This window comes from Curtobacterium sp. NPDC098951, assembly GCF_044759965.1.
Taxonomy (GTDB): Bacteria; Actinomycetota; Actinomycetes; order Actinomycetales; family Microbacteriaceae; genus Curtobacterium.
In genome coordinates this window covers 525,633-551,876 of sequence record NZ_JBIWAG010000001.1, presented here as the reverse complement: position 1 = coordinate 551,876, position 26,244 = coordinate 525,633, and the positions used below count along the sequence as shown (strand labels likewise).

Genomic DNA, 26,244 nt, shown 5'->3' with positions numbered 1-26,244 from the left:
TTGCCGGGTGGACAAAGCAGCGTTCTCCGTCACCGCCGATGCCGTCCGTGGTCTCATCGACCACGCGATCCTCAAGCCCGAGCTGACACGCTCGGACGTCGACGCCCAGCTGGACGAGGCCGCCGAGTACCGCGTCTTCAGCGTGTGCGTCCGCCCGAGCGACGTCGCGCACGCCGTCGAGCGCCTGACGGGCACCGGCGTCGGTGTCGGGACGGTCATCGGCTTCCCGCACGGCACCACGTCCACGGGCGCCAAGGTCGCCGAGTCGCTGCAGGCCCTCGCCGACGGCGCCTTCGAGCTGGACATGGTGCAGAACATCGGCGCCGCGAAGTCCGGCGACTGGGAGCGGGTCGAGGCCGACGTCCGCGCCGTGGTCGACGCCGCGGGCAGCACGGTCGTCAAGGTCATCCTCGAGACCGCGTTCCTCACCGACGACGAGATCGTGGCAGCCTCGCGCGCCGCGCAGTCGGCCGGTGCCGCGTTCGTGAAGACCTCCACCGGGTTCGCCGGCGGCGGCGCCACCGCGGAGCACATCGCGCTCATGCGCGCCACCGTCGGCCCGGACACCGGGGTGAAGGCCTCCGGCGGCGTCCGCGGGCTCGACACCCTCGTCGAGATGGTCGAGGCCGGCGCGGACCGCATCGGCACGAGTGCCTCGGCCCGCATCCTCGACGAGGTCGCGCACCGTGCCGAGACCGGCACCGCGTCCTCCGTCGGCGACGACACCACGTCCTACTGACCTGCCGGGGCGCGAGCCCCGGACCGCCAGAGCACCACCCGACCCCACCGGGGCCGGCGCCCGCCGGACGCGACGACGCGTCCAGGACCGGCACCGCGCCTCCCGACCGCCGCATCGGAGCGCGCATGACCACCACCCAGCCCACCGCCCTCGCACTCGCCGTCGACCTCGGCGGCACCAAGGTCGAGGCGGCCCTCGTCACCGACGCCGGCGTCGTCCTGCCGGCCACCCGGTTCCGCAGCCCGACCGGCCCGGGCCGGACGTCCGACGAACTGCAGGCCGCGGTCGACGAGGTCGTGACGGCCGCCCTCGCCGCGCTGCCGACCGACGCCGCGCTCGTCGGGGTCGGCATCGGCTCGGCCGGTCCGGTCGACGAGGAGCACGGCCTCGTCTCGCCCCTCAACATGCCGGTCTGGCGCGGGTACCCGCTGCGGGACCGCGTCGCGGCGCACGTCCCCGCCGGCACGCCCGTGACGCTCCGGATGGACGGCCTCGCGATCACCCTCGCCGAGCACTGGGTCGGCGCTGCGCAGGGCTCCGACCACGTCATGGGCATGATCGTCTCGACCGGGGTCGGCGGTGGCCTGATCCTGCACGGCCGGACGGTGTCGGGCCCGACGGGCAACGCCGGGCACATCGGCCACGTCGAGTGCGGCGGCTTCGACGACCACTGCGCCTGCGGTGGCACCGGGTGCCTCGAGGCGATCGCCAGCGGGCCGAAGACCGTCGCCTGGGCGCAGCGGCAGGGCTTCGCGGGCAGCACCGGCGAGGAGCTCTCGGCTGCGTACGCGGCCGGCGACGAGATCGCGGTGGCGGCGGTCAAGCGCAGCGGCCGTGCGCTCGGGCAGGCCATCGCGGCCGCCACGAGCCTCGTCGACCTCGAGGTCGTGGCCATCGGCGGCGGGTTCTCGCACGTCACCCCCGACCTGTTCGAGTACGCGCGCGAGGCGGTGGCGGAGCGCGTCGAGTTCGGCTTCGTGACCAAGGTGCGCATCGTCCCGACCGGGCTCTCGCAGGACGGCCCGCTCATCGGCGCCGCGGCGCTCGTGCACCGCGCGGACGTCCTGCGCTGACCCGGCGTCGCCGGACGGCGACCGCGGTGCTCGCGACGCGAGTGCTGACGGACGGGAGGCGCGGTGCGGGGCTGACCCGCGCCTCCCGTCCGGCAGACGGTCGCGTCGTCGACGCGTCCCGCAGCCTCTCCACAGGCGGCGCCGGTGCGCAGCGCGCGTCGGGCAGGATGTCCGGGTGCCCCGAACCCGACTGCTGACGACCGACGACTGGCCGGAGGCCGAGTTGCGGGCGGCCGTCCTCGCCGGTGAGCTCGTGGCGGTCGGCGCCTGCTGGGCCTCCCCCACCGAACCGCAGACGCCGTCGCTCCGGGCTGCTGCGGCCGCGTGGTCGCTCGGCGACGCACGGTTCATCGCCGGCACCCGGACGGCCGCCTGGATCTGGGGCGCCGTCTCCCGCGCGCCGACGCCGGTCCAGGGCTGTGTACCGCTCCGCGTCCGCGTGCACACCGACGGCGCCGTCCACGTCCGCGAGGTCGTGATCACCGACGAGGACACGGTCGTCCTCGGTGGACTCCGCGTGACCACACCGCTCCGCACCGTCGTCGACCTGCTGCGCAGCCCCGGGGACCGTCCGGGCGGCTTCGATCCGGCGGACGCCCGAGCCGTGGCCGGTCTCCTCGCGATCGAGGCCGTCTCGGTCGACGAGGTCACCGGACACCTCGCGGCGCTCGGGACGATCCCGATGGTTCGTCAGGCGGAGCGGCGACTGGCGGCAGTGCAGCGGCTCGGCGGCTGCAGCGACCCGGTCAGCCCGCGCTGACCCGGTACACGTCGTAGACCGCGTCGATCCGGCGCACGGCGTTCAGCACGCGGTCGAGGTGCGTCGTGTCGCCCATCTCGAACACGAAGCGACTGAGCGCCAGCCGGTCCGAGGACGTCGAGACCGTCGCGGACAGGATGTTCACGTGGTGGTCGGTGAGGACACGGGTCACGTCGCTGAGCAGGCCCGACCGATCGAGGGCCTCGATCTGGATCTGCACGAGGAACACCGACTTCGACGACGGCGCCCACTCGACCTCGATCATGCGGTCGGGCTCGTTCATGAGCGACTTCACGTTCGTGCACGAGGCCTGGTGCACCGAGACGCCCTGACCGCGGGTGATGAACCCGACGATCTGGTCGCCGGGGACGGGGGTGCAGCACTTCGCGAGCTTGACGAGGATGTCGGGCGCCCCCCGCACCAGCACGCCGCTGTCGCTGTTGCGCAGCTGCCGGCTCGTGACCTGGCGCGGGAAGCTGAGCTCCGGCTCTTCCGTCTCGGTCTCGGTCTGGACGTTGCCGAGGACCTTCTCGATCACCGACTGCGTGGAGACGTGCCCCTCGCCGACGGCCGCGTACAGCGCGGAGATGTCGTCGTAGCGCATCGAGGACGCGACCTCGGAGATCGAGTCCTGGCTCATGATGCGCTGCAGCGGCAGGTTCTGCTTGCGCATGGCCCGTGCGATCGCGTCGCGGCCCTGCTCGATCGCCTCTTCGCGGCGCTCCTTGGTGAACCACTGCTTGATCTTGTTCCGGGCACGGGGGCTCCGGACGAAGGTCAGCCAGTCCTGGCTCGGACCAGAGTCGGGGTTCTTCGACGTGAAGATCTCGACGACGTCGCCGCTCGACAGCGCGCTCTCGAGCGGGACGAGGCGGCCGTTGACCTTGGCGCCCATCGTGCGGTGCCCGATCTCGGTGTGCACGGCGTACGCGAAGTCCACCGGGGTCGCGCCGGACGGCAGCCCGATGACCTTGCCCTGCGGCGTGAAGACGTAGGTCTCCTTCGCGCCGATCTCGTAGCGCAGCGAGTCGAGGAACTCCCCCGGGTCGCTGGTCTCGGCCTGCCAGTCGGTGATGTGCGCGAGCCACGCCATGTCCTGGTCGGTCGCCGAGGACGAGTCGACGTCACGGCCGGCGGCGCGCTGCTTGTACTTCCAGTGCGCGGCGACACCGAACTCGGCGCGCTGGTGCATCTCGTGCGTGCGGATCTGGATCTCGACCGCGCGGCCCTGGGGCCCGAGGACGGTGGTGTGCAGCGACTGGTACAGGTTGAACTTCGGCGTCGCGATGTAGTCCTTGAAGCGACCCGGCAGCGGCGTCCACCGCGCGTGCACCGAGCCGAGCATGGCGTAGCAGTCGCGCACGGTCGGCACGAGGACACGGATGCCGACCAGGTCGTAGATCTCGTCGAACTCGCGCCCGCGCACGATCATCTTCTGGTAGATCGAGTAGTACTGCTTCGGACGACCCATCACCTCGCCGCGCACCTTGGCGGCCTTGAGGTCCTTCTTGAGCGTGCCGATGACGTTCTGGACGAACTGCTCGCGCTTCGGCTGGCGTTCCTTGACGAGGCTGTCGATCTCGACGTAGAGCTTCGGGTGGAGCACCGCGAACGACAGGTCCTCGAGCTCCAGCTTGATCATCTGGATGCCGAGCCGGTGCGCGAGCGGCGCGTAGATCTCGAGGGTCTCCTTCGCCTTGCGTGTGGCGGAGGTGGACTCGACGAAGCCCCAGGTGCGCGCGTTGTGCAGGCGGTCGGCGAGCTTGATCACCAGGACCCGGATGTCCTTCGACATCGCGATGACCATCTTGCGGACGGTCTCGGCCTGGGCGCTGTCGCCGTACTTGACCTTGTCGAGCTTCGTGACGCCGTCGACGAGCATCGCGATCTCGTCGCCGAAGTCCTCGCGCAGCTGGTCGAGCTGGTAGTCGGTGTCCTCGACGGTGTCGTGCAGGAGCGCGGCGGCGATCGTGATCGGCCCGATCCCCAGGTCGGCGAGGATCTGCGCGACCGCGACGGGGTGCGTGATGTAGGGCTCGCCGGACTTGCGCTTCTGCCCGTCGTGCGCGCGCTCCGCCACCGAGTAGGCCCGCTCGATGAGCGTGACGTCGGCCTTGGGGTGGTGCGACCGGACGGTGCGGATCAGGGTGTCGACGGCCCCCGCGGGCTGGGCGCGGGAGAACAGCCGGGGCAGCAGCGAACGGAGCGAGCCGAGGTTGCCGGTCGTGTTCGGACCGAGGGGACTCGTCGGACGCTGCGGCGAACCGGGCCGGCTGGCGGACCCGGTGTCCTGGCCGGCTCGCGGCGCAGGGGCGTCCTGGGGCGTGGACTCACGTGTGTCCGTCATGCTGCGCCTCCCGGGGTGCCCGTCCGAGCTCGATCCGACAAGACTACGCGTGTCCGGTCAGTGCTCGTGACGCGGTTCGCCCTGGGCGTCGCGCACCACGGGGGCGCCCGACTGCTCCCACGCGACCATGCCGCCGACGAGGTTCACCGCGGGGACACCGGACTGCTCGAGCGCGGCGACGACCCGGGCGGAGCGTCCGCCGGAGTGGCAGACGATGATCGCCGGCTGGCCTCCGCCGTCGATCTCCTTCCAGCGGGCGACGAGCTCGGACATCGGCACCAGGGTCGCCGCTTCGGCGTGGACCTCGTCCCACTCGCCCTGCTCGCGCACGTCGAACAGGCGCGCCCCGGCCTCGATCCGGCGACGGGCCTCGGCGACGTCGACGTCGACGATCTCCGCCGGCATCAGACGCCCGCCGTCGCGTCGACCTCGCGCTGGCGCTTGGCGGCAGCGGCCTGCTTCTTGGCGTCGGCCTGCTTGATCTTCGGCTCGTTCTCACGCAGGTGCGCGTACATCGGCGACGCGATGAAGATCGTCGAGTACGTCCCGACGATGATGCCGATGAACAGGGCGAGCGAGATGTCGCGGAGCGTGCCGGCGCCGAGGACGTACGACCCGATGAAGAGGATCGCCGCCACGGGCAGGAGTGCCACCACGGACGTGTTGATCGAGCGCACGAGTGTCTGGTTCACCGCGAGGTTGACCGACTGCACGAAGGTGCGGTGCGACTCCTGCGACGTGTTCTCGCGCACCTTGTCGAAGACCACGACGGTGTCGTACAGCGAGTAGCCGAGGATCGTCAGGAAGCCGATCACCGCAGCGGGCGTCACCTCGAGCCCGACGATGCCGTACACGCCCGCCGTGATGAGGAGGTCGTGGAGGAGCGCCACCATCGCGGAGACCGACATCTTCCACGTGCGGAAGTACAGGGCCATGAACACCGCCGCGAGGGCGAGGAAGATCACGAGGCCGCGGATCGCCTGGTTGAGGACGTCGGCGCCCCAGGTCGCACCGATGAAGGTCGCGGCGACCTGGCTGTCCGGCACGTCGTACGCCTTGGCGAGGGCGTCCTGGACCTCGGAGGTCTCACGGTCGGTCAGCTGACCGGTCTGCACGCGGATGCCGTGCGTGCCGAGCTGGGAGACTCGCGGGACGCCGTCGGGGACGATCGACTCGACGGTGTCGGTGGCGAGGTTCTGGTCGAGGTTCTTCACGTCGGAGAGCGTGAACTCGGACCCGCCGGTGAACTCGATGCCGAGCTGGTACCCGCCGCGGAGCCACGGCACCGCGAGCGACACCACGATCGCGACGACCGCGATGACGTACCAGGTCTTGCGCCGGCCGACGATGTCGTACGAGCGCTTCCCCGTGTAGAGGTCGCTGCCGAACTGGCTGAAGCTGGCCATCAGTCGTCCTTCCCGTCCGGCGCCTGGCCGTTCTCGCCGGAGGCCTGCGCGGCCTTCCGCTCTGCGATCGTCTGTCGACGCTGTGCCTCGCCCGCGCTGCGCTGCCGCTTGCCGTCGACCACGGGAGCGCGGAACTGCGCGCGACCGCGGTAGACCGCACCCAGGGCCGAGGGGTCGAGGCCGCTGAACCGGTGGCCCTCGCCGAAGAACCGGCTGCGGGAGATGAGCTGCATCATCGGGTGCGTGAACATCACGACCACGACGACGTCGATGAGGGTGGTCAGCAGCAGCGTGAACGCGAAGCCCTTCACGTCGCTGACGGCGAGGATGTAGAGCACCACGGCCGCGAGGAAGTTGATCGAGTCGGACGCCAGGATGGTGCGGAGTGCCCGCTTCCAGCCGGCCTCGACCGCGCTCTCGAGGCCACGGCCGTCCCGGAGCTCGTCGCGGATGCGTTCGAAGTACACGATGAACGAGTCCGCCGTGATGCCGATCGCGACGATCAGACCCGCCACACCCGCCAACGACAGGCGGTAGTCGACGCGCCACGACATGATCGCGATCACGAGGTAGGTCAGCGCCGCGGCCACACCCAGCGACAGGACCGTGACGAACGCCAGGGCCCGGTACTGGATGACCGAGTAGATGATGACCAGGATCAGGCCGATCAGGCCCGCGACGAGGCCGCCGACGAGCTGGGCGGTGCCGAGCGTCGCGGAGATGTTCTCGTTCGACTGCACCTGGAAGTTGATCGGCAGCGCGCCGTACTTCAACTGGTCCGCGAGGGTCTTCGCGGACTCCGCGGTGAACGACCCGGTGATCTGCGCCTTGCCGTTCGTGATCGCGGCGTTCGACGCCGGCGCCGTGATGACGGAGCCGTCGAGCACGATCGCGAACTGGTTCTGCGGCGCCTGCAGCTTCACGAGCCGGCTCGTGACCTCGCGGAAGTCGTCCGAGCTCTTGCCCTTGAAGGTCAGGTTGACGGCCCACTGGCCGGTCGACGTGCCCTGCGAGTCGGTCGCGAGGCCGGACGTGGCGTTGCTGATGCCCGAGCCGGACACCTCGACGGGGCCGAGGATGTACTTCGCGGCGCCGTCCTGGTCGCAGGTGACGAGGGGCTCGTCGTCCGGCGCTGCCGTGACGTCGTCGGGCGCGTTGCAGTTGTAGTTGGTGTACAGCGCCTGCAGTGCCGGGGTGACCTGCGACAGGTCGCTGCCGTTCGTCGGCTTCGTGCTCGGCGTGGACTGCAGCGACGCGGGCGGCGAGTACGGCGTCGGCGAGGCCGTGGAGCCGTCGCTGCCGCCGACCGCGGTGTTCGTCGCGGCCTCGGTGTAGAGGACCGGGCGGAACGTGAGCTTCGCGGCCGCTTCGATGCGGTCGATCGTCGCCTTGTCCGGCTTGCCCGGGATGGAGACGACGATGTTGTTCGTCCCCTGGGTGTTGATCTGGGACTCCGAGACACCGGTCGCGTTGATGCGCTGACGGATGATGTTGACGGCCTGGTTGAGCTGCTGGCTCGTCACCGAGCCGCCCTCGGTGTTCTGGGCCGCGAGCGTCAGCTGCGTCCCACCCTGGAGGTCGAGCGCGAGCTCCGGGACCCAGCTGGCCCCTTCGAACCACTTGCCGGTGTCGTCCTTGGTGTTCCCGGCGAGGACCGACGCGGCGGTGTTCAACCCCGCGAGGACCGCCATGAGGATCACCAACCAGGTCAGCGAGCGGATCGCCTTCTTGACGGGTGTCGATCGTGCCACCGGTCGTCTCGTCTTTCTGTCAGGACCGACGGCGGGAGACCGGCGGCAGGTGTCGCCGCCGGGTCGGTGGACCCGGCGGCCGAGGGAGTCAGTCTTCGGTCTTGCGCTTCGCAGCGTCGGCGTCGGCGTCGGTGGAGTCGACACGCTCGCCGTAGATCGGCTCCCCGTTCAGCTCGGCGACGGGCTTCGGCGCAGCGGGCTCGTCCTCGGGCGTGGCCGTGGTGGTGATGTCCGACGCGGTGTCGTCGACGACACGCGACAGGGTCTGGCGGTGCACGGTGACGACCGTTCCCGGAGCGATCTCGACGTCGGCCGTGACCTTCTCGTCGTCGACGGACAGGAGCGTGCCGTACAGGCCGAAGGACAGCATGACCTTCGCTCCGGGCACCATCTTGGTGGCGAGCTCGGACTGCTGCTTCTTGCGCTTCCGGCTGTTGTAGAACATGAAGGCCGCGAACGCCACGACGATGACGATGAGGATGACTTCTTGACCCATGATGCGTTGCCTTCTCTGGTTGCTCGGTTTCGGGCCGTAGCAGTCTAGGGCACACGTCTGTGCGTGGCATGTCACCGGGACTGCGGGCGGGGACGTCAGTCGGCGTCGTCGTCGAACAGCCCGGGCTGCGCGAGACCGTTCTGCCCGGGGGTCATGTCGAAGTGGCGCCAGGCCTGCGGCGTGGCGATCCGGCCGCGGGGGCTGCGGGTGACGAGCCCGACGCGCACGAGGAACGGCTCGACCACCGACTCGATCGTCTCGGATTCCTCGCCCACGGACACCGCGAGGGTGTTGAGGCCGACGGGTCCACCGTCGAAGCGCGTGAGCATGGTCTCGACGACGGCGCGGTCGAGCCGGTCGAGACCGAGCTCGTCGACGTCGTAGAGGTCGAGGGCTCCCTGCACGGCGGCCATGCCGTCGGTCGTGCGGTGCACCAGGGCGTAGTCGCGGACACGGCGGAGCAGCCGGTTCGCGATGCGCGGGGTGCCCCGCGAGCGTCCGGCGATCTCGCGCAGGGCGGACCGGTCGATGTCGAGCTCGAGCAGGTGGGCCGCGCGGATCAGGACCTGTTCGAGCTCGTCCTTCTCGTAGAACTCGAGGTGCGCGGTGAACCCGAAGCGGTCGCGCAGCGGGTTCGGCAGGAGGCCGGCCCGGGTGGTGGCCCCGACGAGGGTGAACGGCGCCAGGTCGAGCGGGATGCTCGTCGCTCCGGCGCCCTTGCCCACCATCACGTCGATGCGGAAGTCCTCCATCGCGAGGTAGAGCATCTCCTCTGCCGAGCGCGCCATCCGGTGGATCTCGTCGATGAAGAGGACCTCGCCCGGGACGAGCGACGACAGCACCGCGGCGAGGTCGCCCGCGTGCTGGATCGCCGGTCCGCTCGACATCCGCAGGGGGCGGCCGGACTCGTGCGCGACGATCATCGCGAGGGTCGTCTTGCCGAGCCCGGGCGGGCCGGCCATCAGGATGTGGTCCGGGGTGCGGTCCTGCATCGCGGCCGCCTTGAGGAGCAGGTCGAGCTGCCCCCGGACCTTCCGCTGCCCGACGAACTCGTCGAGGGACTTCGGTCGCAGGGCGCCCTCGAACGCGAGCTCCTCCTGCGACTCGGCGCCGGCGGACGTGATCCCGCTCACCGGCCGGCACCGGCGGGACGGAGGGCACCGAGCGCGGCGCGGAGCAGGGCCTGCGTGCCCATCGAGGCGACGCCCGGCTCGGACGCGATGGTCTCGTCGACCGCACGCTGCGCCGCGTCCTCGCGCCAGCCGAGGCCGACGAGGGCGGCGACGACGTCGGTCGCGGCCGGGTGCGCGGCGCCGCCGCTGGACGCCACGACGGGGGCCTGTTCGAACGCGGCGAGCTTGCCGGAGAGCGCGACGATGATGAGCTTCGCGGTCTTCGGGCCGATGCCGGACACCTTCCGGAAGGCGCCGTCGTCGTCGTTCGCGACGGCGTTCGCGACCTGGGCGGGCTCCATGTGGGCGAGCACACCCATCGCCGACTTCGGCCCGACCCCGGACACGCTGCGCAGCAGGTCGAACACCTGGAGCGCGTCGGTGGAGGCGAAGCCGAACAGCTGGTGCTCGTCCTCGCGCACGATCATGGCGGTGCGGACGAAGACCTCGGACCCGTGCCGCATGGTGAGCGCGTGCGCCGGGGTGACCGTGACCGCGTAGCCCACTCCCCCGACCTCGATCACCACGCCGGAGCCGGCGATGTCGATGCAGGTGCCCCGGAGACTCGCGATCATGCTCCGAGCCTACGGCCGGCCGCCGACGATGCCGACGAGCCACGCTGCGAGCGGCTGGCGGCCGCGGCGGCCCGGGCGAGCGGCGAGTCGGTGGTCCCGCCCTGCGCGTCCCGCCAGGCACGTTGTGCCGGGGTGAGGTTCGTGGCACGCGTGCCGACCGCGTCGGGCGACCCGAGCCTCCAGGCGTGGCACACGGCCAACGCGAGCGCGTCCGCGGCGTCCGCCGGCTTCGGGGCCTCGTCGAGGCCGAGCACACGGGCGATCATCGTCTGCACCTGGCGCTTGTCCGCGTTGCCGTACCCGGTGACCGCGGCCTTGACCTCGGACGGGGTGTGCAGCCCGACGGGCAGGCCGCGCGCCGCCGCGGCGTGCAGGGCGAGCCCGGCGGCCTGCGCGGTGCCCATCACGGTGCGGACGTTCGCCTGCGCGAACACCCGCTCCACCGCGACGGCGTCCGGATGGTGCTCGTCGATCTCGGCGGCGATCCCGTCGGCGATCCGGAGCAGTCGTTGCTCGAGTGCCATGTCCGCCGGGGTGCGCACGACCGTCACGTGGACGAGCCGGGCGCGGCGGTTCGATGCGACCTCGACGATGCCGACGCCGCACCGCGTGAGCCCGGGGTCGACCCCGAGCACGCGCAGCATCGGGCTAGTCCTCGTCCTCGTCGAGCTCGGCCTGGACGTCCGCGGGGATGTCGAAGTTCGAGTAGACGTTCTGGACGTCGTCGCTGTCCTCGAGCGCGTCGATGAGGCGGAACACCTTGCGGGCGGTGTCGGCGTCGACCGGCACCTTGAGGCCCGGCACGAACTCGGCGTCGGCCGAGTCGTAGTCGATCCCGGCGTCCTGCAGCGCGGTGCGGGCCGCGACGAGGTCGCTCGCCTCGGTGATGACCTCGAAGCCGCCACCCTGGTCGATGACGTCCTCGACGCCGGCGTCCAGCACGGCCGTCATGACCGTGTCCTCGTCGAGGCCGTCGGTCTTCGTGACCGAGATGACGCCCTTGCGCGAGAAGTTGTAGGCGACGCTGCCCGGGTCGGCCATGGTGCCGCCGTTCCGCGACATCGCGGTGCGGACCTCGGCAGCGGCACGGTTCTTGTTGTCCGTGAGGCACTCGATGAGCATGGCGACGCCGTTCGGGCCGTAGCCCTCGTACATGATCGTCGTGTACTCGATCGACTCACCGGTCAGGCCGGCGCCGCGCTTGATGGCGCGGTCGATGTTGTCGTTGGGGACCGAGGTCTTCTTGGCCTTCTGCACGGCGTCGACGAGCGTCGGGTTGCCCGACATGTCGGCGCCGCCCATCTTGGCGGCGACCTCGATGTTCTTGATGAGCTTCGCGAACGACTTGGCACGTCGCTGGTCGATGACGGCCTTCTTGTGCTTGGTCGTTGCCCACTTGGAATGCCCGGACACGGTGCTCCTTGCGTCTTGCGGAAAGTCCGGTCCAGCTTACCGGGCCGGGAGGGACGGTGCGGCCCCGCCTCGCGGGTCCGGTGCATGCCCGCTCGCGATCAGGCGCTGCGGACGAGGGCGAGGAAGCGGCGGTGGAAGCGGTCCTCGCCGGCGACCTCGGGGTGGAACGCACTCGCGATGACGTTCTCCTGCTGCACCGCGACGACCTGGCCGTCCGGCAGGGCGCCGAGGACCTCGACCCCCGGGCCGTGCTGCTCCACCACGGGTGCGCGGATGAACACCGCGTGCACCGGGGCCTCGCCGAGCGCGGGCATCGGGACGTCGATCTCGAACGAGTCGTTCTGGCTGCCGAAGGCGTTCCGCCGGACGGTCGTGTCGAGCACGTCGAGCGTCTGCTGTCCGGGGATGCCGGCGGCGATGCGCGAGGAGAGCATGATCATGCCCGCGCAGGTGCCGTAGGTCGGCAGGCCGCCGCGGATCGCCTCGGACAGGGGCTCGGCCACGCCGAACGCCCGCGAGAGCTTGTCCATGACGCTCGACTCACCGCCGGGGATCACGACGCCGTCGAGGGCGCCGATCTCCTCGGCGCGACGGAGCGGCACCACGTCGGCGCCGAGTTCCGTCAGCGACGCGATGTGCTCACGGAAGTCGCCCTGCAGCGCGAGGACCCCGATGCGGGGCCGGGCGCTCACCAGCCGCGCTCGGCGAGGCGGTGCGGTGCGGGGACGTCGGCGACGTTGATGCCGACCATCGCCTCGCCCAGCCCACGGGAGACCTCGGCGATGACCTTGGGGTCGTCGTGGAAGGTCGTGGCCTTGACGATCGCGGCGGCGCGCTTGGCGGGGTCGCCCGACTTGAAGATGCCCGAGCCGACGAACACGCCGTCCGCGCCGAGCTGCATCATCATCGCGGCGTCGGCCGGGGTCGCGACGCCACCGGCGGTGAAGAGCACCACGGGGAGCTTGCCGGTCTGCGCGACCTCCTTCACGATGTCGAACGGGGCCTGCAGGTCCTTCGCGGCGACGTAGAGCTCGTCTTCCTTGAGGTGGCGCAGCGCCGCGATCTCCTTGTTGATCGTGCGGATGTGCTTGGTGGCCTCGGACACGTCACCCGTGCCGGCCTCGCCCTTGGAGCGGATCATGGCCGCGCCCTCGGTGATGCGACGGAGCGCCTCGCCCAGGTTCGTCGCACCGCAGACGAAGGGCGTGGTGAAGTTCCACTTGTCGATGTGGTTGACGTAGTCGGCCGGGGACAGCACCTCGGACTCGTCGATGTAGTCGACGCCGAGCTCCTGCAGCACCTGCGCCTCGACGAAGTGGCCGATGCGGGCCTTCGCCATGACGGGGATCGACACCGCGGCGATGATCTCCTCGATCATCGACGGGTCGGACATGCGGGCGACGCCACCCTGCGCACGGATGTCGGCGGGGACGCGCTCGAGGGCCATGACGGCGGTCGCGCCGGCCTCTTCCGCGATGCGGGCCTGCTCGGCGTCGACGACGTCCATGATCACGCCGCCCTTGAGCATCTCGGCGAGGCCGCGCTTGACGCGGTCCGAGCCGGTGATCGAGGTGCCGGGGGTGCTCGTGGTGCTGCTGCTGTCGCTCATGATGCCGACAGTCTAGTGCTCCGACGGCCACCCGTCGGCGACGAGTCGGCGGGTCTCGCCGAGCAGCTGGGACATCGACTTCGTCCGCGCGATGATCGGGAAGAAGTTCGCGTCGGACTGCCACCGCGGGACGATGTGCTGGTGCAGGTGGCCGGCCACCCCGGCCCCCGCGACCTCGCCCTGGTTCATCCCGATGTTGAAGCCGTCGCAGTGCGACACGGCACGCAGGACGCGCATCGCCGTCTGGGTGAGCTCGCCGATCTCGCGGAGTTCGTCCGGCGTCGCCTCGTCGTAGAGCGGGACGTGGCGGTACGGGCAGACGAGGAGGTGCCCGTTGTTGTACGGGAACAGGTTGAGGAGGACGTAGGCGTGCTCGCCGCGGGCGACGATGAGGCCGTCCTCGTCGGACTTGTGCGGGGCCTCGCAGAACGGGCAGTCGTCGTCGTGTCCGCGGCCCTTCCCCTCGCGGCCGGCGTCGATGTACGCCATCCGGTGCGGGTTCCAGAGGCGCTGGAACGCGTCCGGCACCGCGGCGCCGGTCGCGGCGTCGCGGATGACGAGCGGGTCGTCGGCCGACCCGGTCGCGGTGGGCGCGGCCGTGGGGCCGGCCACGTCGTCGACGTGACCGGTCCCCCGGGCGGGATCCGTGCCTCCTGGCCGGGTCATCAGACCTGCGCGCGCTCGCGGATGGCGGTGAGGATGCGCTCGACCGCCTCGTCCACCGGCACGCCGTTGTCCTGACGGCCGTCGCGGAAGCGGAACGACACCGCGCCGGCGTCGCGGTCGTCGCCGCCCGCGATGAGCTGGAACGGCACCTTCTGCTTCGTGTGCGTGCGGATCTTCTTCTGCATGCGGTCGTCGGAGTGGTCGACCTCGGCGCGGACGCCGTGCGCACGGAGCTTCGCGACGACCTCGTCGAGGTAGTCGCCGTACTCGGCCGCGACCGGGATCGCGACGACCTGGACCGGCGCGAGCCACGCCGGGAAGGCGCCGGCGTAGTGCTCGGTGAGGACGCCGAAGAACCGCTCGATCGAACCGAAGAGCGCGCGGTGGATCATCACCGGACGCTGACGCGTGCCGTCCGCCGCCGCGTACTCGAGGTCGAAACGCTCCGGCAGGTTGAAGTCGAGCTGCACGGTCGACATCTGCCACGTCCGGCCGATCGCGTCGCGGGCCTGCACCGAGATCTTCGGACCGTAGAAGGCCGCGCCGGCGGGGTCCGGGACGAGTTCGAGCCCGGACTCCTCGGCGACCTCGCGCAGGGTGTCGGTCGCGACGTCCCAGACGTCGTCGTCGCCGACGTACTTCTCGGGGTCCTTCGTCGACAGCTCGAGGTAGAAGTCGTTCAGCCCGTAGTCGCGGAGCAGCGACAGGACGAACTGGAGGGTCGTGGTGAGCTCCTCCTTCATCTTCTCCTGCGTGGTGAAGATGTGGGCGTCGTCCTGCGTGAGGCCGCGCACACGGGTGAGGCCGTGGATCACGCCGGACTTCTCATTGCGGTACACGGTGCCGAACTCGAACATCCGCAGCGGCAGGTCGCGGTAGGACCGGGCCTGCGAGCGGTACGCGAGGATGTGCATCGGGCAGTTCATCGGCTTGAGGTAGTAGTCGGCGCCCTGGCGGGTGACGTTGCCGTCCTCGTCGCGCGCCTCGTCCATGTGCATGGGCGGGAACATGCCGTCCCGGTACCAGCCGAGGTGCCCGGACTGCTCGAAGAGGTCGCCCTTGGTGATGTGGGGCGTGTAGACGAACGAGTAGCCCTCCTGCTCGTGCCGACGGCGCGAGTAGTCCTCCATCTCGCGGCGGATGATGCCGCCCTTCGGGTGGAAGATCGCGAGGCCGGAGCCGATCTCGTCGGGGAAGGAGAACAGGTCGAGCTCGGCACCGAGCTTGCGGTGATCGCGCTTGGCAGCCTCTTCCAGGCGGACGAGGTACGCCTTGAGCTGGTCCTTGTCCGGCCAGGCGGTGCCGTAGATGCGCTGGAGCTGCGGGTTCTTCTCGGAGCCGCGCCAGTACGCCGCGGCGACGCGCATGAGCTTCGACGCGTTGCCGATGATCCGGGTGTGCGGCAGGTGCGGGCCGCGGCAGAGGTCCTGCCAGAGCACCTCGCCCGTCTTCGGGTCGACGTTCTCGTAGACCGTCAGCTCGCCGGCGCCGACCTCGACGCTCTCGCCGGAGTCGCCGGCCTCGGCAGCGCCCTTGAGGCCGATGAGCTCCTGCTTGTAGGGCTCCCCCGCCATGCGCTCGCGGGCCTCGTCGTCGGTGACGACCACGCGACGGAAGCGCTGGGTCTGGCGGATGATGCGGTCCATGTTCTTCTCGATCGCCTTGAGGTCCTCCGGGGTGAAGGGCTCGGCGACGTCGAAGTCGTAGTAGTAGCCGTCGGTGACGGGCGGGCCGATGCCGAGCTTGGCGTCGGGGTTGATCTGCTGCACGGCCTGCGCGAGCACGTGCGCGGCCGAGTGGCGCAGGATGTCGAGGCCGTCCTGCTCGTCGAGGGTGACCGGCTCGACGACGTCGCCGTCGTGCACCTCGGCCGCGAGGTCCTTGAGCACGCCGGCGACCCGGATCGCCACGACGCCGCGGACGCCGTCGAACAGCTCGGTGCCCGTCGTGGTCGTCGTCGCGGTGCGGGGCTCGGGTGCCTGGGGAAGGTCTGCGGGCTCGGGTGCGACTGACTCGGTCACGATGATGGGACTCCTCGGTTGGATGGGGTGGATCAAGACTAGTGCGCGGGCGGTCCGCCGGCGGGTCAGGCCGGTCCGTCCGCTGGACGGTCAGGCCGGTCCGTCCGCTGAATGGTCAGGCGGGGACGGCGCCGAGGGTCTGCACGGGCAGGCGCGGCTCGAGGCGTTCGCGGCCGGCCAGTCCGTCCAGCTCGAGCAGGGCGGCGAAGCCGATCGCCTCGTACCCGGCGCGCTCGAGCAGGGTCACGGTCGCGGCGGCCGTCCCACCGGTCGCGAGGACGTCGTCGACCACGAGCACCCGCGTCCCCGCCGGCAGCTGCCCCGGTCGCAGCTCGAGCTCGGCCTCGCCGTACTCGAGCGCGTACTGCTCGCTGAGGACCTCGCCCGGCAGCTTGCCCGCCTTGCGCACGGTCAGGACGCCGACCTGGTGCTGTGCGGCGATCCCGCCCGCGAGGGCGAAGCCCCGGGCCTCGATGCCGGCGACCGCTGCGAAGCCGTCGCCGATCGCGAACGGCGCCGCGAGTGCTTCGCACACCCGGCCGAACGCGACGGCGTCCGAGAACACCGGCGTGACGTCGCGGAACAGGATCCCGGGCGAGGGGAAGTCCGGCACGACGGCGGTGAGGCGTTCGACGAGGGCAGCTGCGGTTTCGGTCACCCGACAACGTTACGGGAGGCGCGGGGCGCCTCCGTCACGCGCGGCCCGTCCCGAGGTGGCCGGGCGTGCGTGCGCGCTCGCCGCACGGTGCGAGCTTGGCGCGCTGGTGCGGGTGCGGGTGCGGGTGCGGGTGCGCCGCGCCGTGCGGGTCGCGGCCGTGCCGCACCGTGCTGCGGACGCCGGCTGGTGCGGGCGCGACCGCTCGGTGCGGGGTTACAACCTCGCACCGAGCGGGCAGCGCGGCACCGGGTGACGCAGGACGCACGGTGCAGCAAGCGCGTCGTGCTGGGTGCGGCGGGCCGCGGACGCGGCCGGCCGCGGCCGCGGCCGCACGGTGCGGCGGACGCCAGCTGGTGCGAGCGCGACCGCTCGGTGCGGGGTTACAACCTCGCACCGAGCGGGCAGCGCCGCACGGGGTGACATAGTGCGCACGGTGCGTCCGGCGGGTCGTACCGGGTGCGGCCGGTTGCGGCCACGGCCGCACGATGCGGCGGACGCCGGCCGGTGCGAGCGCGACCGTTCGGTGCGGGGTTACAACCTCGCACCGAGCGGGCAGCGCCGCACCGGGTGACGCAGGGCGCACGGTGCGTCGGGCGGGTCGTGCCGGGTGCGGCCGGTCGCGGCCGCGCGCCACGGTGCGGCGGTCGCCGGCCGGTGCGGGCGCGACCGCTCGGTGCGGGGTTACAACCTCGCACCGAGCGGGCAGCGCGGCACCGGCTGACGCAGGGCGCACGGTGCGGCCGCCGCGCTGCAGCGGGAGCCGGGTCACGCACCCCGCACCGTGCGCGGAGCAACCGCGCGGCGCTCAGCGCCAGCGGTTCTGCAGGCCGACCTGCAGGAGCCAGGCGGCCTCGCGGGCAGCCCGCTCCTGCTCGAGACGCCGGCGCGTCTCGAGGTCGACGGAATGCCGGACGTGGTGCGTCCGGCGGCTCCAGATGATCAGGGACAGCCCGACGCGGAGCGCGATGCGGTCGGACAGGGAGACCCGACGGCGCACCGCGCGGGTATCGGGAGGGCGGATGACGGTCTTCGTTGACAAGGTGGTGCCTTTCAGGCGTGATGAAGACTGCCAGGGCATGGCAGTGCTGCCCGGAACGCGGGCAGAGAGATGAATGCGCGAGAATGCATTCCGCCCGCCGTCGAAGAATGCACGACGAGTGCGGTCAGGAATGACTACCGATGGTGGGAGCGTCGCACCGACCACCAGCGTCCACGACGACCATCCGGCGCGCTCGGACCGAGGCACCACGAGGGTGTCGGACGAGCGCACAGGACGGCTGGATCGGCACCGTGCGGCGAGGAGACCTCAGCGCGGACGGGCCGGTCGGAGATGCGGCTGGTGTGGGACGCTCCGTGTCAGCGGACCCGGATCGGGGTGCCGCCGGACGTACGGATTCCACGGAACGGAGTCGTTGCGGTGAACATCATGGTCAGGCCCCCTCTCGGTCTCGTGCTGACGCGGTGATTGCTGCTCGTGAACACTATCCACACCGCTATTCCCCGCGCAACCCTTTTCCGGGGATCCGTCTGGAATTGCATTCCCGAACCGTTCGGACGCACCGGCACCACGGACATCCGGACACGAAGGACGCCCCGGCACCACGAGGGGTGCCGGGGCGTCCTGGCGCAGGGTGGGCCAGACCGGACTAGACCGCCGCTGGGACCGCGACCGAGGCCTCGAGCGCCCCGTCGACCACGTCGATCCGGACGGTGTCGCCGCCCGTCACGGCCTCGTCCACCACGAGGCTCGCGATGCGGTCATCGACCTCGCGCTGGATCAGGCGTCGGAGCGGGCGGGCGCCGTACTCTGGCTCGTAGCCGTGCTCGGCGAGCCACGCCACCGCGGCGTCCGTCACCGTCAGGGTCATGCCCTGCGCGACGAGCCGGAGCGCCGTGTCCTCGAGCAGCAGTGACACGATCGACTCGATCTGCGAGCGGTCGAGCTTCCGGAACAGCACGATCTCGTCGATGCGGTTGATGAACTCCGGCCGCATCGCCTCACGCAGCTTGCCCATGACCCGGGCGCGCAGGTCGTCCTCGGCGTAGCCGTCCCCGGAACCGACCGGCGCGAAGCCGAGCGCACCGGAGCGCGACGCGAGGAACTCGGAGCCGATGTTCGACGTCATGATGACGACCGTGTTCCGGAAGTCCACCGTGCGGCCCTGGCCGTCCGTGAGACGACCGTCGTCGAGCACCTGCAGCAGCAGGTTGAACACGTCCGGGTGCGCCTTCTCGACCTCGTCGAGCAGCACGACCGAGTACGGATTCCGACGGACGCGCTCGGTGAGCTGCCCGGCCTCGTCGTAGCCGACGTACCCGGGAGGGGCGCCGACCAGCCGCGAGACGGTGTGCCGCTCGCCGAACTCGCTCATGTCGAACCGCAGCATGGCCGACTCGTCGCCGAACAGCGACCCGGCCAACGCCTTCGCGAGCTCGGTCTTGCCGACACCGGTCGGGCCGAGGAACAGGAAGCTGCCCACCGGACGACGGGGGTCGCCCATGCCGGTCCGGCTGCGCCGCACCGCGGTGGCGATGGCGCGCACGGCGTCGTCCTGGCCGACGACGCGCTCGTGGAGTTCGTCCTCGAGCGCGGCGAGCCGGGAGCGGTCGCCCTGCGTCAGGCGGGTCGCCGGGATGCCGGTGGCACGTGACACGACGGCTGCGATGTCCTCCTCCGTGATCGAAGTGCCCACGGTCTCCGGACCGGAGGCGCGACCAGCGTCGGCCTGACTGGCGGCGGTGATCCGCGCCTCCAGTCCGTCGATCTCGTCGCGCAGGCGCGACGCCTCCTCGTAGTGCTCCTCGGCGACCGCAGCGTCCTTCGACGCCACGAGCGTGGCGACCTCGGCGCGCAGTGCCTCGACGTCGACGTCCCCGGACAGGGCGAGCCGACGGCGCGCACCGGCCTGGTCGACGAGGTCGATGGCCTTGTCCGGCAGGTGCCGGTCGGTGACGTAGCGGTGGGACAGCTCGACCGCGGCGCGGAGGGCGTCGGGCGTGTAGGTGACGCCGTGGTGCTCCTCGTAGCGCGGTGCGAGGCCGGTGAGGATCGCGACGGCGTCCTCGACGCTCGGCTCCCCCACCGTGACCGGCTGGAAGCGACGCTCGAGTGCGGCGTCCTTCTCGATCCGGCGGTACTCGTTCAGCGTGGTCGCGCCGACCAGGTGCAGGTCGCCGCGGGCCAGCCGGGGCTTGAGGATGTTGCCGGCGTCCATCGAACCGCCCTCGCCGCCACCGCCGGCGCCGACCACGGTGTGCAGCTCGTCGACGAACACGATGAGCTCGTCGGCGTGCGCCGCGATCTCGTCCATCGCCGTCGTGAGGCGCTCCTCGAAGTCGCCGCGGTAGCGGGTGCCGGAGAGCATGCCGGCGAGGTCGAGCGCGACGACCCGCTTGCCCTGGAGCAGCACGGGCACGTCGCCGTCGGCGATGCGCTGCGCGAGTCCCTCGACGATGGCGGTCTTGCCGACGCCGGGCTCGCCGATGAGGACGGGGTTGTTCTTGGTGCGACGGAGCAGGATCTCGACGGTCTGCTCGATCTCGTCCGCGCGGCCGATCACCGGGTCGATGCGGCCGTCGCGGGCTCGCTCTGTGAGGTCGGTGCCGAACTGGTCGAGCGTCGGGGTGTCGCTCGCGGTGTCGGTGGTCTGGTCCGTGCTCGTGTGCATCGTGCGCCCCTCCCTGGCGGCGGCTGCGGCCTCCGCCGCGTACTCCTGCATGACCTGCGGGGTGACGCCGGCGCTCGCGAGCAGCTGCCCGGTGACGGTGTCCTGGTCCATGACGAGCGCGAAGAAGACGTGCTCGGGGTCGGTGTACGTGCTGCCGAACCCGCGGGCGGCCTGGGTTGCCTCGAGCAGGATGCGCTGGGCGGTGCCGGTCAGGGCCGGGCGAGGGTCGGGCTGCTCCTGGGGCTCGCGGGCCACCGGCAGGCGCTGCTCGACCTCGTCGGCGAAGCGCTCGGGGTCGACGCCGGCGTGCCGGAGCACGGCGGTGAACGGGTCGGTGCGCACAAGCACGTGCAGGACGTGCAGGGCGTCGATCTCGCGCTGGCCCTGCGCGGCCGCGTACTCGGCGGTGCGCTGGAGCAGCTCGTGGGTGCGACGGCTGAGCAGTCGCGTGATGTCGACCGGGCGTCCCAGCGGGACGGATCGCTGGGCGCCGGTCTCCTGTGCCGCGAGCAGACGGGCGAGGAACTCGTCGAACGAGTCGTTGCCGCCGGTCGGGCCGAACGTTGCTGGCAAAGGGACCTCCTGGGAACTTGAGTGCCTTCGACTCAATGCAACGCAGGAGGGACCGGCTCATTCCCGGTCGGCGGAGAAACTTGCGGTGACCCGGCTCAGGTCCGTGCGATCGGCGCCGCGGTGGCGTCCGTGACCCGCACGAGGTCGGCCGGGGCCACCTCGATGTCGAAGCCCCGCCGGCCGCCCGACACGAAGATGCTCGGGTAGGAGAGCGCCGACTCGTCCACCACGGTCGGCAGCTTCGTCTTCTGACCGACCGGGCTGATGCCGCCGACGACGTAGCCCGTGCGCCGCTCGGCGAGGGCCGGGTCCGCGAGCGTCGCCTTCTTCCCACCGACGGCCGCCGCGATGGCCTTGAGGTCCAGTCGGTTCGCCACCGGGACGATCGCCACCGCGAGGGCGCCGTCGACCGACACCACCAGGGTCTTGAACACCTGCTCCTCGCGGAGTCCGAGCGCGGCAGCCGCCTCCTCGCCGAAGTTGGTGGCGGTCTCGTGGTGCTCGTACACGTGGGGGGTGTACGCGACCCCCGCCTGCTCGAGGGCGACGGTCGCTGGGGTGCTCGGCGAACCTGCGGTCATGGGCACGATCCTGCCGTGACCAGGCACTTCCCCCGCGACGGCGCGCGGGCGTTACCCTGAACGGACCATGACCATCGTCGAGCTCGTCTTGCGCTGCACCGCCGCGCTCGTGCTCGGCGACCCCTCGGTCGGCGCCGTCCCGCTCGTCGCCGTCGTCGCGCTCGGGCTCACGGCCGTGGCGGTCGCGGTCCTCGTGGCGGCCGTCCTCGCGATCGTGGTCGGCCTCGTGCCGGCGCGGTCGGCGGTGCCGTCGCGGGCCCCGGCCGACCTCGTGACGCGGATCGCCTGGAGTCATCCCGACGCCGACGGGCACGCGCGACCGCGGGCCCCGGGAGCCGTCGCACCGGCCTGACCACCGATCGGTGGCCGGGCCGCACACGCGACCCACTCCCACCGAACCGATCGGAACGTCATGGACCTCACCACCCTGCCCCTCGTCGGGCCGCTGCTGCACGGCGGCGCCGACCTCCTCGCCGCCACCACCGCGGCACTCTCCCCCACGCTCGGCGGACTCGCCGCCGCGATCGCCGTCTTGCTGCTCACCCTGGCCGTCCGCGCCGTGCTCGTCCCGCTGGCGGTGCTGCAGGTGCGCGCGGAACGGGACCGCCGTCGCCTCGCTCCGCAGATCGCGGCGCTGCGACAGCGCCACGCGAAGGACGCCGAGCGGCTCCGGCGCGCGATGCAGGAGCTCTACACACACGAGAAGGTCTCGCCGCTCGCCGGCTGCCTGCCGGTCCTCGCCCAGGCGCCGGTCCTCTCGCTCGTCTACACGCTGTTCACGCACGCCTCGATCGACGGCACGGTGAACACCCTGCTCTCGGCGACCCTCGCGGGGGTGCCGCTCGGGCACTCGTTCGTCGTCGTCGTGACCTCGCCGCTGTGGGCGCACGCCTGGGTCGTGGTGCTCCTGCTCGCCGTGCTCGCCCTCGTGGTCGAGCTCACCCGCCGCGCGAACCTGCGGTGGAACCCGGCAGCCGTCGCGGACCCCTCGGTGCCCGGTGCCGGTGCGACGGCGGCGATCGGGCGTTGGGCGCCCTTCGTCACGGTCGTGTTCGCGGCGATCGCACCGCTCGCGGCCGCCCTCTACGTCGTCACGAGCGCCGTGTGGACCCTCGGGGAGCGGGCGGTGCTGCGGCGCGTCCTGGCCTGATGCCGGGCACCGTTGGTCGACCCTCGGCCGCGCCGCCGGGTGTCAGCCGCCCTGGCCCTCCTGCTGCGGACCCTGGTCGACGGGGTCGTACTCGGTGCCGCGACCCTGCTCCTCCTCCGGCAGGGGCACGTGGCGCTCGGTGCCGGTCCCCCCGGGGCTCGTCGCGACGTAGTCGGCCTCGCCGGACTGCGTGTCATGGCTCAGCGGCTCGAGGGTCTCGGGGTCGGGATCGTGCTTGTCGCTCATGCACCCCGTCTACGCCCCGCGAACTGGGTGCGCGCCCGCCCGCCGCCGGTGGGACGATGGGCGGACAGTGCGACCGACCGGGAGTGCGCATGGCCGACGACGACGTGGCAGCAGAACGAGCACGGCTCGAGGCGCTCGCATGGGGCGGTGGCGTGTCGGAGGCCGACGCGGCCGCCGCGAGGATCGCCTTACAACGACTCGGCGCCCCACGGCGCGGTCCAGGAGGCGCGGCTGGCGTCACCCCGCCGGTACCGTCCACGACGCGGTCGCGTCGGACGCCGTCTGCCGTCGGTCCGTCGTCGGCGCCGTCCGGTGCCGCGGGCGACGGCAGCGCCGGACGCGCGGCTCGGGCGTCACTCGGCACCGGCGGCGCACGGCCCCTCGCTGGTTCGTCGGGGGCAGCGGCGGGCGCGGCCGGCGGCGACGCATCCCGAGCTCCCGGTGCCACAGCTCCGGCCCCGGCTCCGGGGTCCGCATCCACCCCGGGACCGACCGGTGTGACACCGGTCGGTCCCGGGGCCGTCGGCGCTCTGCCGGACGCAGCCGCTTCGGCGGTGCGCCGGGCCGACGCGGACGTGTCGGCCGACGTCGACGGCGGCGCCGCCGCCCTTGGCGCCACCGGCGCCCCTGGCGACGGGACGGGTGGTCCGGATGGACGCACGATGCCCGGCCACGAGGCGGGGGCGGGCATCGGAGGCGGGGGTGCGCCGCGCCTCCAGGACCGCACCCGCGCCGTACGTGAACGGATCACGCGCCTGATCGGGACCACGCGCCCGCGTGTATGGGTCGGTCTCGGGGTCGCCGCCGCGGTCGGCGTCGCGTTCGCCGCCGGGACCGTCGTCGGGACGTCGCGACCGGACCCCGCGGCGGCGCCGAGCGTCACGCCGAGCGCCGGGACCATCACGCTCGAGGATCTGTTGGACATGCCGCAGACCTACGCGGACCAGCTGCCCGGTCCGGTCGAGGCGCCGGTGACGCTCCGGACGACCCGGCTCATCTTCACGAACCGAGCGCTCGACGGGGGCTCGTTCGAGACGCCCTGGAGCGTCTGGGCGGGCGTCGGGACCGACCGATCCACGATCTGCCTCGTCGCGACGGCGAACCGGTTGGAGTCGACCTCGGCGTGCTACCCGCGCCAGGACGCGCTGCACGGGTCGGTGTCACTGTCCGCGCAGTCGATGAGCGGGACGCTGACGCTGAACCTCCGGGGCGGCGGTGTGCAGGGCACGGTGACGAACGAGAACTGACCGGGAATGCCTGGGCGCCACAGGCGTTGGAGCGCTCCTAGGACTTTCTCGGCGAAGGCTCTCGCATCTCATCGGCGCACCGTGCAACACTGGAAGAGCGCACTCGCCGTGGAGTCGTACCCACAACCCACACACCACAGCGAGCGCGCATCGTCGGCCGGCACCGTCCGGTCCGGTCGTCGTCACGTCGACACCGACGCGCGCTCCGCCGTTCCCCGGAGGAGGTCAGCAGCGTGTCCACCCACACCACCACCTCGGCCGTGTCGACGAACACGCGGCCGATCACCGTCACCACGCAGTCCGTCGTGGGCATCGCCGTGCTCGGTCTCGCGACGTTCTTCGCGATCACGACCGAGCTCATGCCCGTCGGGCTGCTCGGCACCATGAGCGCCGACCTCGGCGTCTCCGAGTCGACCATGGGCATCGTCGTCACGGTGTACGCCGCCGCGGTGGCGATCCTCGCGCTCCCGCTGACCTCGCTCACCGCCCGGCTCCCGCGCAAGACCGTCCTCGTGGCGACGCTCGTCGGCTACACGGTGTCGAACGTGATGATCGCCCTCGCGCCGTCCTTCGCGGTCGTGTGCGCCGGCCGGGTCGTCGGCGGTGTCGCCCACGCGCTGTTCTTCTCGGTCGCCTCGGCGTACGCCACGCGCATCGTCCCGCCGCGGCTCGCCGGTCGTGCGATCGCCTTCGTGTACTCCGGCAGCTCGCTCGGCTTCGTCATCGGCGTGCCCGTGGCGACCTGGGTCGCGCAGTCCATCGGGTGGCGCCCGGCTGTCGGGGCCGTCGCGGTCGCCGCAGCGGTGCTCGCCGTGGTCGCGCTCCTGTTCCTGCCGAGCGTCCGCGGGGCCTCCTCGCCGCACATCGGCTCGCCGAAGGCCTGGGCTCGCACCGGCCTGCTCTCCGTCGTGGTCGCCGACCTGCTGCTCTTCGCCGGTCACTACGTCGTCTACACGTACATCGGGCCCTACGCGATCGACGCCGGGCTCGACGCCGACATGGTCAGCGGGGCATTGCTCGTCCTCGGCGGCACGGGTGTCGTCGGGCTCTGGCTCGCCGGGATGTTCGTCGACCGGGCACCACGGCAGACCCTCATCGCAGCCGTCGCCGTGATGGCCGCGGCGTTCGCGGTGCTGCCGTTCGTGCACGGGTCGCTGCTCGGCACCATGGTCGTCGCCGGCGTGTGGATGGCCGCCAACGGCACCACGGGCACGCTGTTCATGGCGGCGGCGATCCGGACCGGCGGTGTCTCCCCCGACATCGCGGGCGCCCTCGTCAACGGTGCGTCGAACATCGGTATCGCCGGCGGTGCGGCCATCGGCGGCCAGGCACTCGGGGTCGTCGGCCTGCAGTTCATGCCGTTCGCCGGCGCCGCCGTGCTGGTCGGGTCCCTCGGTGTCGTGATCGCGGCGCGTCGGGGCTTCCCGGTGCACACGCACAACCAGGAGCACCTGTCGACGTCGTCCATCGAGGCCATCACGTCGTCGCTCCAGGTGGTCACGACCTCGGTGCCGGTGGTGTCACGGGCCATCCAGACCCTCACGGGGTCGGTCGCGGTGGCCACGGGCTCGGTGCCGACGCGGCGCGGGCGCTGAGGCGCGGGCGCGGGGCGCGGGGGCGCGGGGCGCGGGGTGCGGGGGGAGCCGGCCGTCCGGCGCGGCGCACGGTGCGGTGTCGGTCACTCGGTGCGGCGTTGACGGCTGGGTGCGGCGCTACAGGCGGGCACGGAGCAAGCAACCTCGCACGGGGTGGCGGATCCGGCACGGTGCGGAGCGTCGGTGCTGCATCGGCACGCGGTCGACCGGCGGGCGTCTGGCACGCGGCCAGTTCCGCACGGTGCGGTGTCGGTCACTTGGTGCGGCGTTGACTGCTGGGTGCGGCGCTACAGGCGGGCACGGAGCGAGCAACCTCGCACGGGCTGGCGGATCCGGCACGGTGCCGCGCGTCGGTGCTGCTCCGGCACGAGGCCGGCCGGCGGGCGTCTGGCACGGGGCCACTTCCGCACGGTGCGGTGTCGGTCACTTGGTGCGGCGTTGACTGCTGGGTGCGGCGCTACAGGCGGGCACGGAGCGAGCAACCTCGCACGGGCTGGC

Annotated in this window: 25 protein-coding genes; 7 read left to right on the top strand and 18 right to left on the bottom strand. The window is 71.8% G+C overall.

Annotated features, from left to right (window positions below; genetic code table 11):
* The first annotated feature begins 7 nt into the window (after window positions 1-7).
* The 3 genes from deoC (at window position 8) to ACIQUC_RS02625 (ending at window position 2,572) form a co-directional block, all read left to right on the top strand.
* Complete coding sequence (gene deoC / locus ACIQUC_RS02635) at window positions 8-739, top strand: deoxyribose-phosphate aldolase (protein WP_022905294.1); 732 nt, start codon at window positions 8-10, stop codon at window positions 737-739.
* Window positions 740-864: 125 nt separating this feature from the next.
* Window positions 865-1,812, top strand: coding sequence for an ROK family protein (locus ACIQUC_RS02630; RefSeq protein WP_402262916.1), 948 nt, complete (start codon window positions 865-867; stop codon window positions 1,810-1,812).
* 175 nt (window positions 1,813-1,987) lie between these two features.
* Complete coding sequence (locus tag ACIQUC_RS02625) at window positions 1,988-2,572, top strand: type IV toxin-antitoxin system AbiEi family antitoxin (RefSeq protein WP_402262913.1); 585 nt, start codon at window positions 1,988-1,990, stop codon at window positions 2,570-2,572.
* Here the strand turns inward: ACIQUC_RS02625 and ACIQUC_RS02620 are convergent.
* From ACIQUC_RS02620 to ybaK, 17 genes are all read right to left on the bottom strand, one after another.
* The gene (locus ACIQUC_RS02620) at window positions 2,559-4,919 is read right to left on the bottom strand and encodes a bifunctional (p)ppGpp synthetase/guanosine-3',5'-bis(diphosphate) 3'-pyrophosphohydrolase (RefSeq protein ID WP_022905291.1); all 2,361 of its coding nucleotides are present in this window, start codon (window positions 4,917-4,919) and stop codon (window positions 2,559-2,561) included. The two genes, ACIQUC_RS02625 and ACIQUC_RS02620, sit on opposite strands and share 14 nt — an antisense overlap.
* Window positions 4,920-4,976: 57 nt before the next feature.
* On the bottom strand, window positions 4,977-5,324 hold the full coding sequence (locus tag ACIQUC_RS02615; protein ID WP_402262910.1) for a rhodanese-like domain-containing protein: 348 nt from the start codon (window positions 5,322-5,324) through the stop codon (window positions 4,977-4,979).
* Entirely contained in the window at window positions 5,324-6,325 is a 1,002-nt protein-coding gene (gene secF, locus ACIQUC_RS02610) for a protein translocase subunit SecF (RefSeq protein WP_402262907.1), read from the bottom strand. Before secF ends, ACIQUC_RS02615 begins: the two co-directional genes overlap by 1 nt.
* Window positions 6,325-8,076, bottom strand: a complete 1,752-nt coding sequence (secD, locus tag ACIQUC_RS02605; RefSeq protein ID WP_402262904.1) for a protein translocase subunit SecD — start codon at window positions 8,074-8,076, stop codon at window positions 6,325-6,327. Before secD ends, secF begins: the two co-directional genes overlap by 1 nt.
* Before the next feature lie 88 nt (window positions 8,077-8,164).
* Window positions 8,165-8,572, bottom strand: coding sequence for a preprotein translocase subunit YajC (gene yajC, locus ACIQUC_RS02600; protein ID WP_022905288.1), 408 nt, complete (start codon window positions 8,570-8,572; stop codon window positions 8,165-8,167).
* Window positions 8,573-8,667: 95 nt separating this feature from the next.
* On the bottom strand, window positions 8,668-9,705 hold the full coding sequence (gene ruvB / locus ACIQUC_RS02595; RefSeq protein WP_022905287.1) for a Holliday junction branch migration DNA helicase RuvB: 1,038 nt from the start codon (window positions 9,703-9,705) through the stop codon (window positions 8,668-8,670).
* Window positions 9,702-10,319, bottom strand: a complete 618-nt coding sequence (gene ruvA, locus ACIQUC_RS02590; RefSeq protein WP_402262900.1) for a Holliday junction branch migration protein RuvA — start codon at window positions 10,317-10,319, stop codon at window positions 9,702-9,704. The genes ruvB and ruvA overlap by 4 nt, the downstream gene beginning before the upstream one ends.
* Window positions 10,316-10,960, bottom strand: coding sequence for a crossover junction endodeoxyribonuclease RuvC (gene ruvC / locus ACIQUC_RS02585; RefSeq protein WP_261974825.1), 645 nt, complete (start codon window positions 10,958-10,960; stop codon window positions 10,316-10,318). The genes ruvA and ruvC overlap by 4 nt, the downstream gene beginning before the upstream one ends.
* A 7-nt stretch (window positions 10,961-10,967) precedes the next feature.
* On the bottom strand, window positions 10,968-11,732 hold the full coding sequence (locus tag ACIQUC_RS02580; RefSeq protein ID WP_022905284.1) for a YebC/PmpR family DNA-binding transcriptional regulator: 765 nt from the start codon (window positions 11,730-11,732) through the stop codon (window positions 10,968-10,970).
* A 98-nt stretch (window positions 11,733-11,830) separates the two neighbouring features.
* Window positions 11,831-12,427, bottom strand: coding sequence for a pyridoxal 5'-phosphate synthase glutaminase subunit PdxT (gene pdxT, locus ACIQUC_RS02575; RefSeq protein ID WP_402263806.1), 597 nt, complete (start codon window positions 12,425-12,427; stop codon window positions 11,831-11,833).
* The gene (gene pdxS / locus ACIQUC_RS02570; protein ID WP_402262897.1) at window positions 12,421-13,341 is read right to left on the bottom strand and encodes a pyridoxal 5'-phosphate synthase lyase subunit PdxS; all 921 of its coding nucleotides are present in this window, start codon (window positions 13,339-13,341) and stop codon (window positions 12,421-12,423) included. The genes pdxT and pdxS overlap by 7 nt, the downstream gene beginning before the upstream one ends.
* Window positions 13,342-13,353: 12 nt before the next feature.
* A complete protein-coding gene (locus ACIQUC_RS02565) occupies window positions 13,354-14,007 on the bottom strand; it encodes an HIT family protein (protein WP_402262894.1) in 654 nt (217 codons plus the stop codon).
* The gene (gene thrS / locus ACIQUC_RS02560; RefSeq protein WP_402263803.1) at window positions 14,007-15,941 is read right to left on the bottom strand and encodes a threonine--tRNA ligase; all 1,935 of its coding nucleotides are present in this window, start codon (window positions 15,939-15,941) and stop codon (window positions 14,007-14,009) included. Before thrS ends, ACIQUC_RS02565 begins: the two co-directional genes overlap by 1 nt.
* Window positions 15,942-16,143: 202 nt before the next feature.
* Window positions 16,144-16,686, bottom strand: coding sequence for an adenine phosphoribosyltransferase (locus ACIQUC_RS02555; RefSeq protein WP_022907327.1), 543 nt, complete (start codon window positions 16,684-16,686; stop codon window positions 16,144-16,146).
* Between the two features lie 805 nt (window positions 16,687-17,491).
* Complete coding sequence (locus ACIQUC_RS02550; RefSeq protein WP_402262892.1) at window positions 17,492-17,725, bottom strand: hypothetical protein; 234 nt, start codon at window positions 17,723-17,725, stop codon at window positions 17,492-17,494.
* A 607-nt stretch (window positions 17,726-18,332) separates the two neighbouring features.
* A complete protein-coding gene (locus ACIQUC_RS02545; protein ID WP_402262889.1) occupies window positions 18,333-20,927 on the bottom strand; it encodes an ATP-dependent Clp protease ATP-binding subunit in 2,595 nt (864 codons plus the stop codon).
* Between the two features lie 95 nt (window positions 20,928-21,022).
* Window positions 21,023-21,508, bottom strand: coding sequence for a Cys-tRNA(Pro) deacylase (gene ybaK, locus ACIQUC_RS02540; RefSeq protein WP_402262886.1), 486 nt, complete (start codon window positions 21,506-21,508; stop codon window positions 21,023-21,025).
* Between the two features lie 67 nt (window positions 21,509-21,575).
* On the opposite strand from ybaK, the gene ACIQUC_RS02535 reads away from it, so the two are divergent.
* Window positions 21,576-21,860 carry a DUF6412 domain-containing protein gene (locus ACIQUC_RS02535; protein WP_022907502.1) on the top strand — a complete coding sequence of 95 codons (285 nt, stop codon included), beginning with the start codon at window positions 21,576-21,578 and terminating at the stop codon, window positions 21,858-21,860.
* A gap of 60 nt (window positions 21,861-21,920) precedes the next feature.
* Window positions 21,921-22,658 carry a YidC/Oxa1 family membrane protein insertase gene (locus ACIQUC_RS02530; RefSeq protein WP_402262884.1) on the top strand — a complete coding sequence of 246 codons (738 nt, stop codon included), beginning with the start codon at window positions 21,921-21,923 and terminating at the stop codon, window positions 22,656-22,658.
* A gap of 42 nt (window positions 22,659-22,700) precedes the next feature.
* Here ACIQUC_RS02530 and ACIQUC_RS02525 read toward each other — a convergent pair whose 3' ends face one another.
* Window positions 22,701-22,904: a hypothetical protein gene (locus tag ACIQUC_RS02525; protein ID WP_022907500.1), complete on the bottom strand. Its 204-nt coding sequence runs from the start codon at window positions 22,902-22,904 to the stop codon at window positions 22,701-22,703.
* Window positions 22,905-23,566: 662 nt separating this feature from the next.
* Between ACIQUC_RS02525 and ACIQUC_RS02520 the strand changes: the two genes are divergently transcribed.
* A complete protein-coding gene (locus tag ACIQUC_RS02520) occupies window positions 23,567-24,151 on the top strand; it encodes a hypothetical protein (protein WP_402262881.1) in 585 nt (194 codons plus the stop codon).
* Window positions 24,152-24,384: 233 nt separating this feature from the next.
* On the top strand, window positions 24,385-25,746 hold the full coding sequence (locus ACIQUC_RS02515; protein WP_022908403.1) for an MFS transporter: 1,362 nt from the start codon (window positions 24,385-24,387) through the stop codon (window positions 25,744-25,746).
* The last annotated feature ends 498 nt before the right edge of the window (window positions 25,747-26,244 follow it).

Bases quoted from the DNA above. Each gene is read 5' to 3' on its own strand.
- ybaK (WP_402262886.1), bottom strand. From the start codon at position 21,508: ATGACCGCAGGTTCGCCGAGCACCCCAGCGACCGTCGCCCTCGAGCAG.
- ACIQUC_RS02535 (WP_022907502.1), top strand. From the start codon at position 21,576: ATGACCATCGTCGAGCTCGTCTTGCGCTGCACCGCCGCGCTCGTGCTC.
- pdxS (WP_402262897.1), bottom strand. From the start codon at position 13,341: ATGAGCGACAGCAGCAGCACCACGAGCACCCCCGGCACCTCGATCACC.
- yajC (WP_022905288.1), bottom strand. From the start codon at position 8,572: ATGGGTCAAGAAGTCATCCTCATCGTCATCGTCGTGGCGTTCGCGGCC.
- ACIQUC_RS02525 (WP_022907500.1), bottom strand. From the start codon at position 22,904: ATGAGCGACAAGCACGATCCCGACCCCGAGACCCTCGAGCCGCTGAGC.
- ACIQUC_RS02615 (WP_402262910.1), bottom strand. From the start codon at position 5,324: ATGCCGGCGGAGATCGTCGACGTCGACGTCGCCGAGGCCCGTCGCCGG.
- ACIQUC_RS02520 (WP_402262881.1), top strand. From the start codon at position 23,567: ATGCCCGGCCACGAGGCGGGGGCGGGCATCGGAGGCGGGGGTGCGCCG.
- ruvA (WP_402262900.1), bottom strand. From the start codon at position 10,319: ATGATCGCGAGTCTCCGGGGCACCTGCATCGACATCGCCGGCTCCGGC.
- ACIQUC_RS02630 (WP_402262916.1), top strand. From the start codon at position 865: ATGACCACCACCCAGCCCACCGCCCTCGCACTCGCCGTCGACCTCGGC.
- secF (WP_402262907.1), bottom strand. From the start codon at position 6,325: ATGGCCAGCTTCAGCCAGTTCGGCAGCGACCTCTACACGGGGAAGCGC.
- ACIQUC_RS02530 (WP_402262884.1), top strand. From the start codon at position 21,921: ATGGACCTCACCACCCTGCCCCTCGTCGGGCCGCTGCTGCACGGCGGC.
- ACIQUC_RS02620 (WP_022905291.1), bottom strand. From the start codon at position 4,919: ATGACGGACACACGTGAGTCCACGCCCCAGGACGCCCCTGCGCCGCGA.
- ACIQUC_RS02565 (WP_402262894.1), bottom strand. From the start codon at position 14,007: ATGACCCGGCCAGGAGGCACGGATCCCGCCCGGGGGACCGGTCACGTC.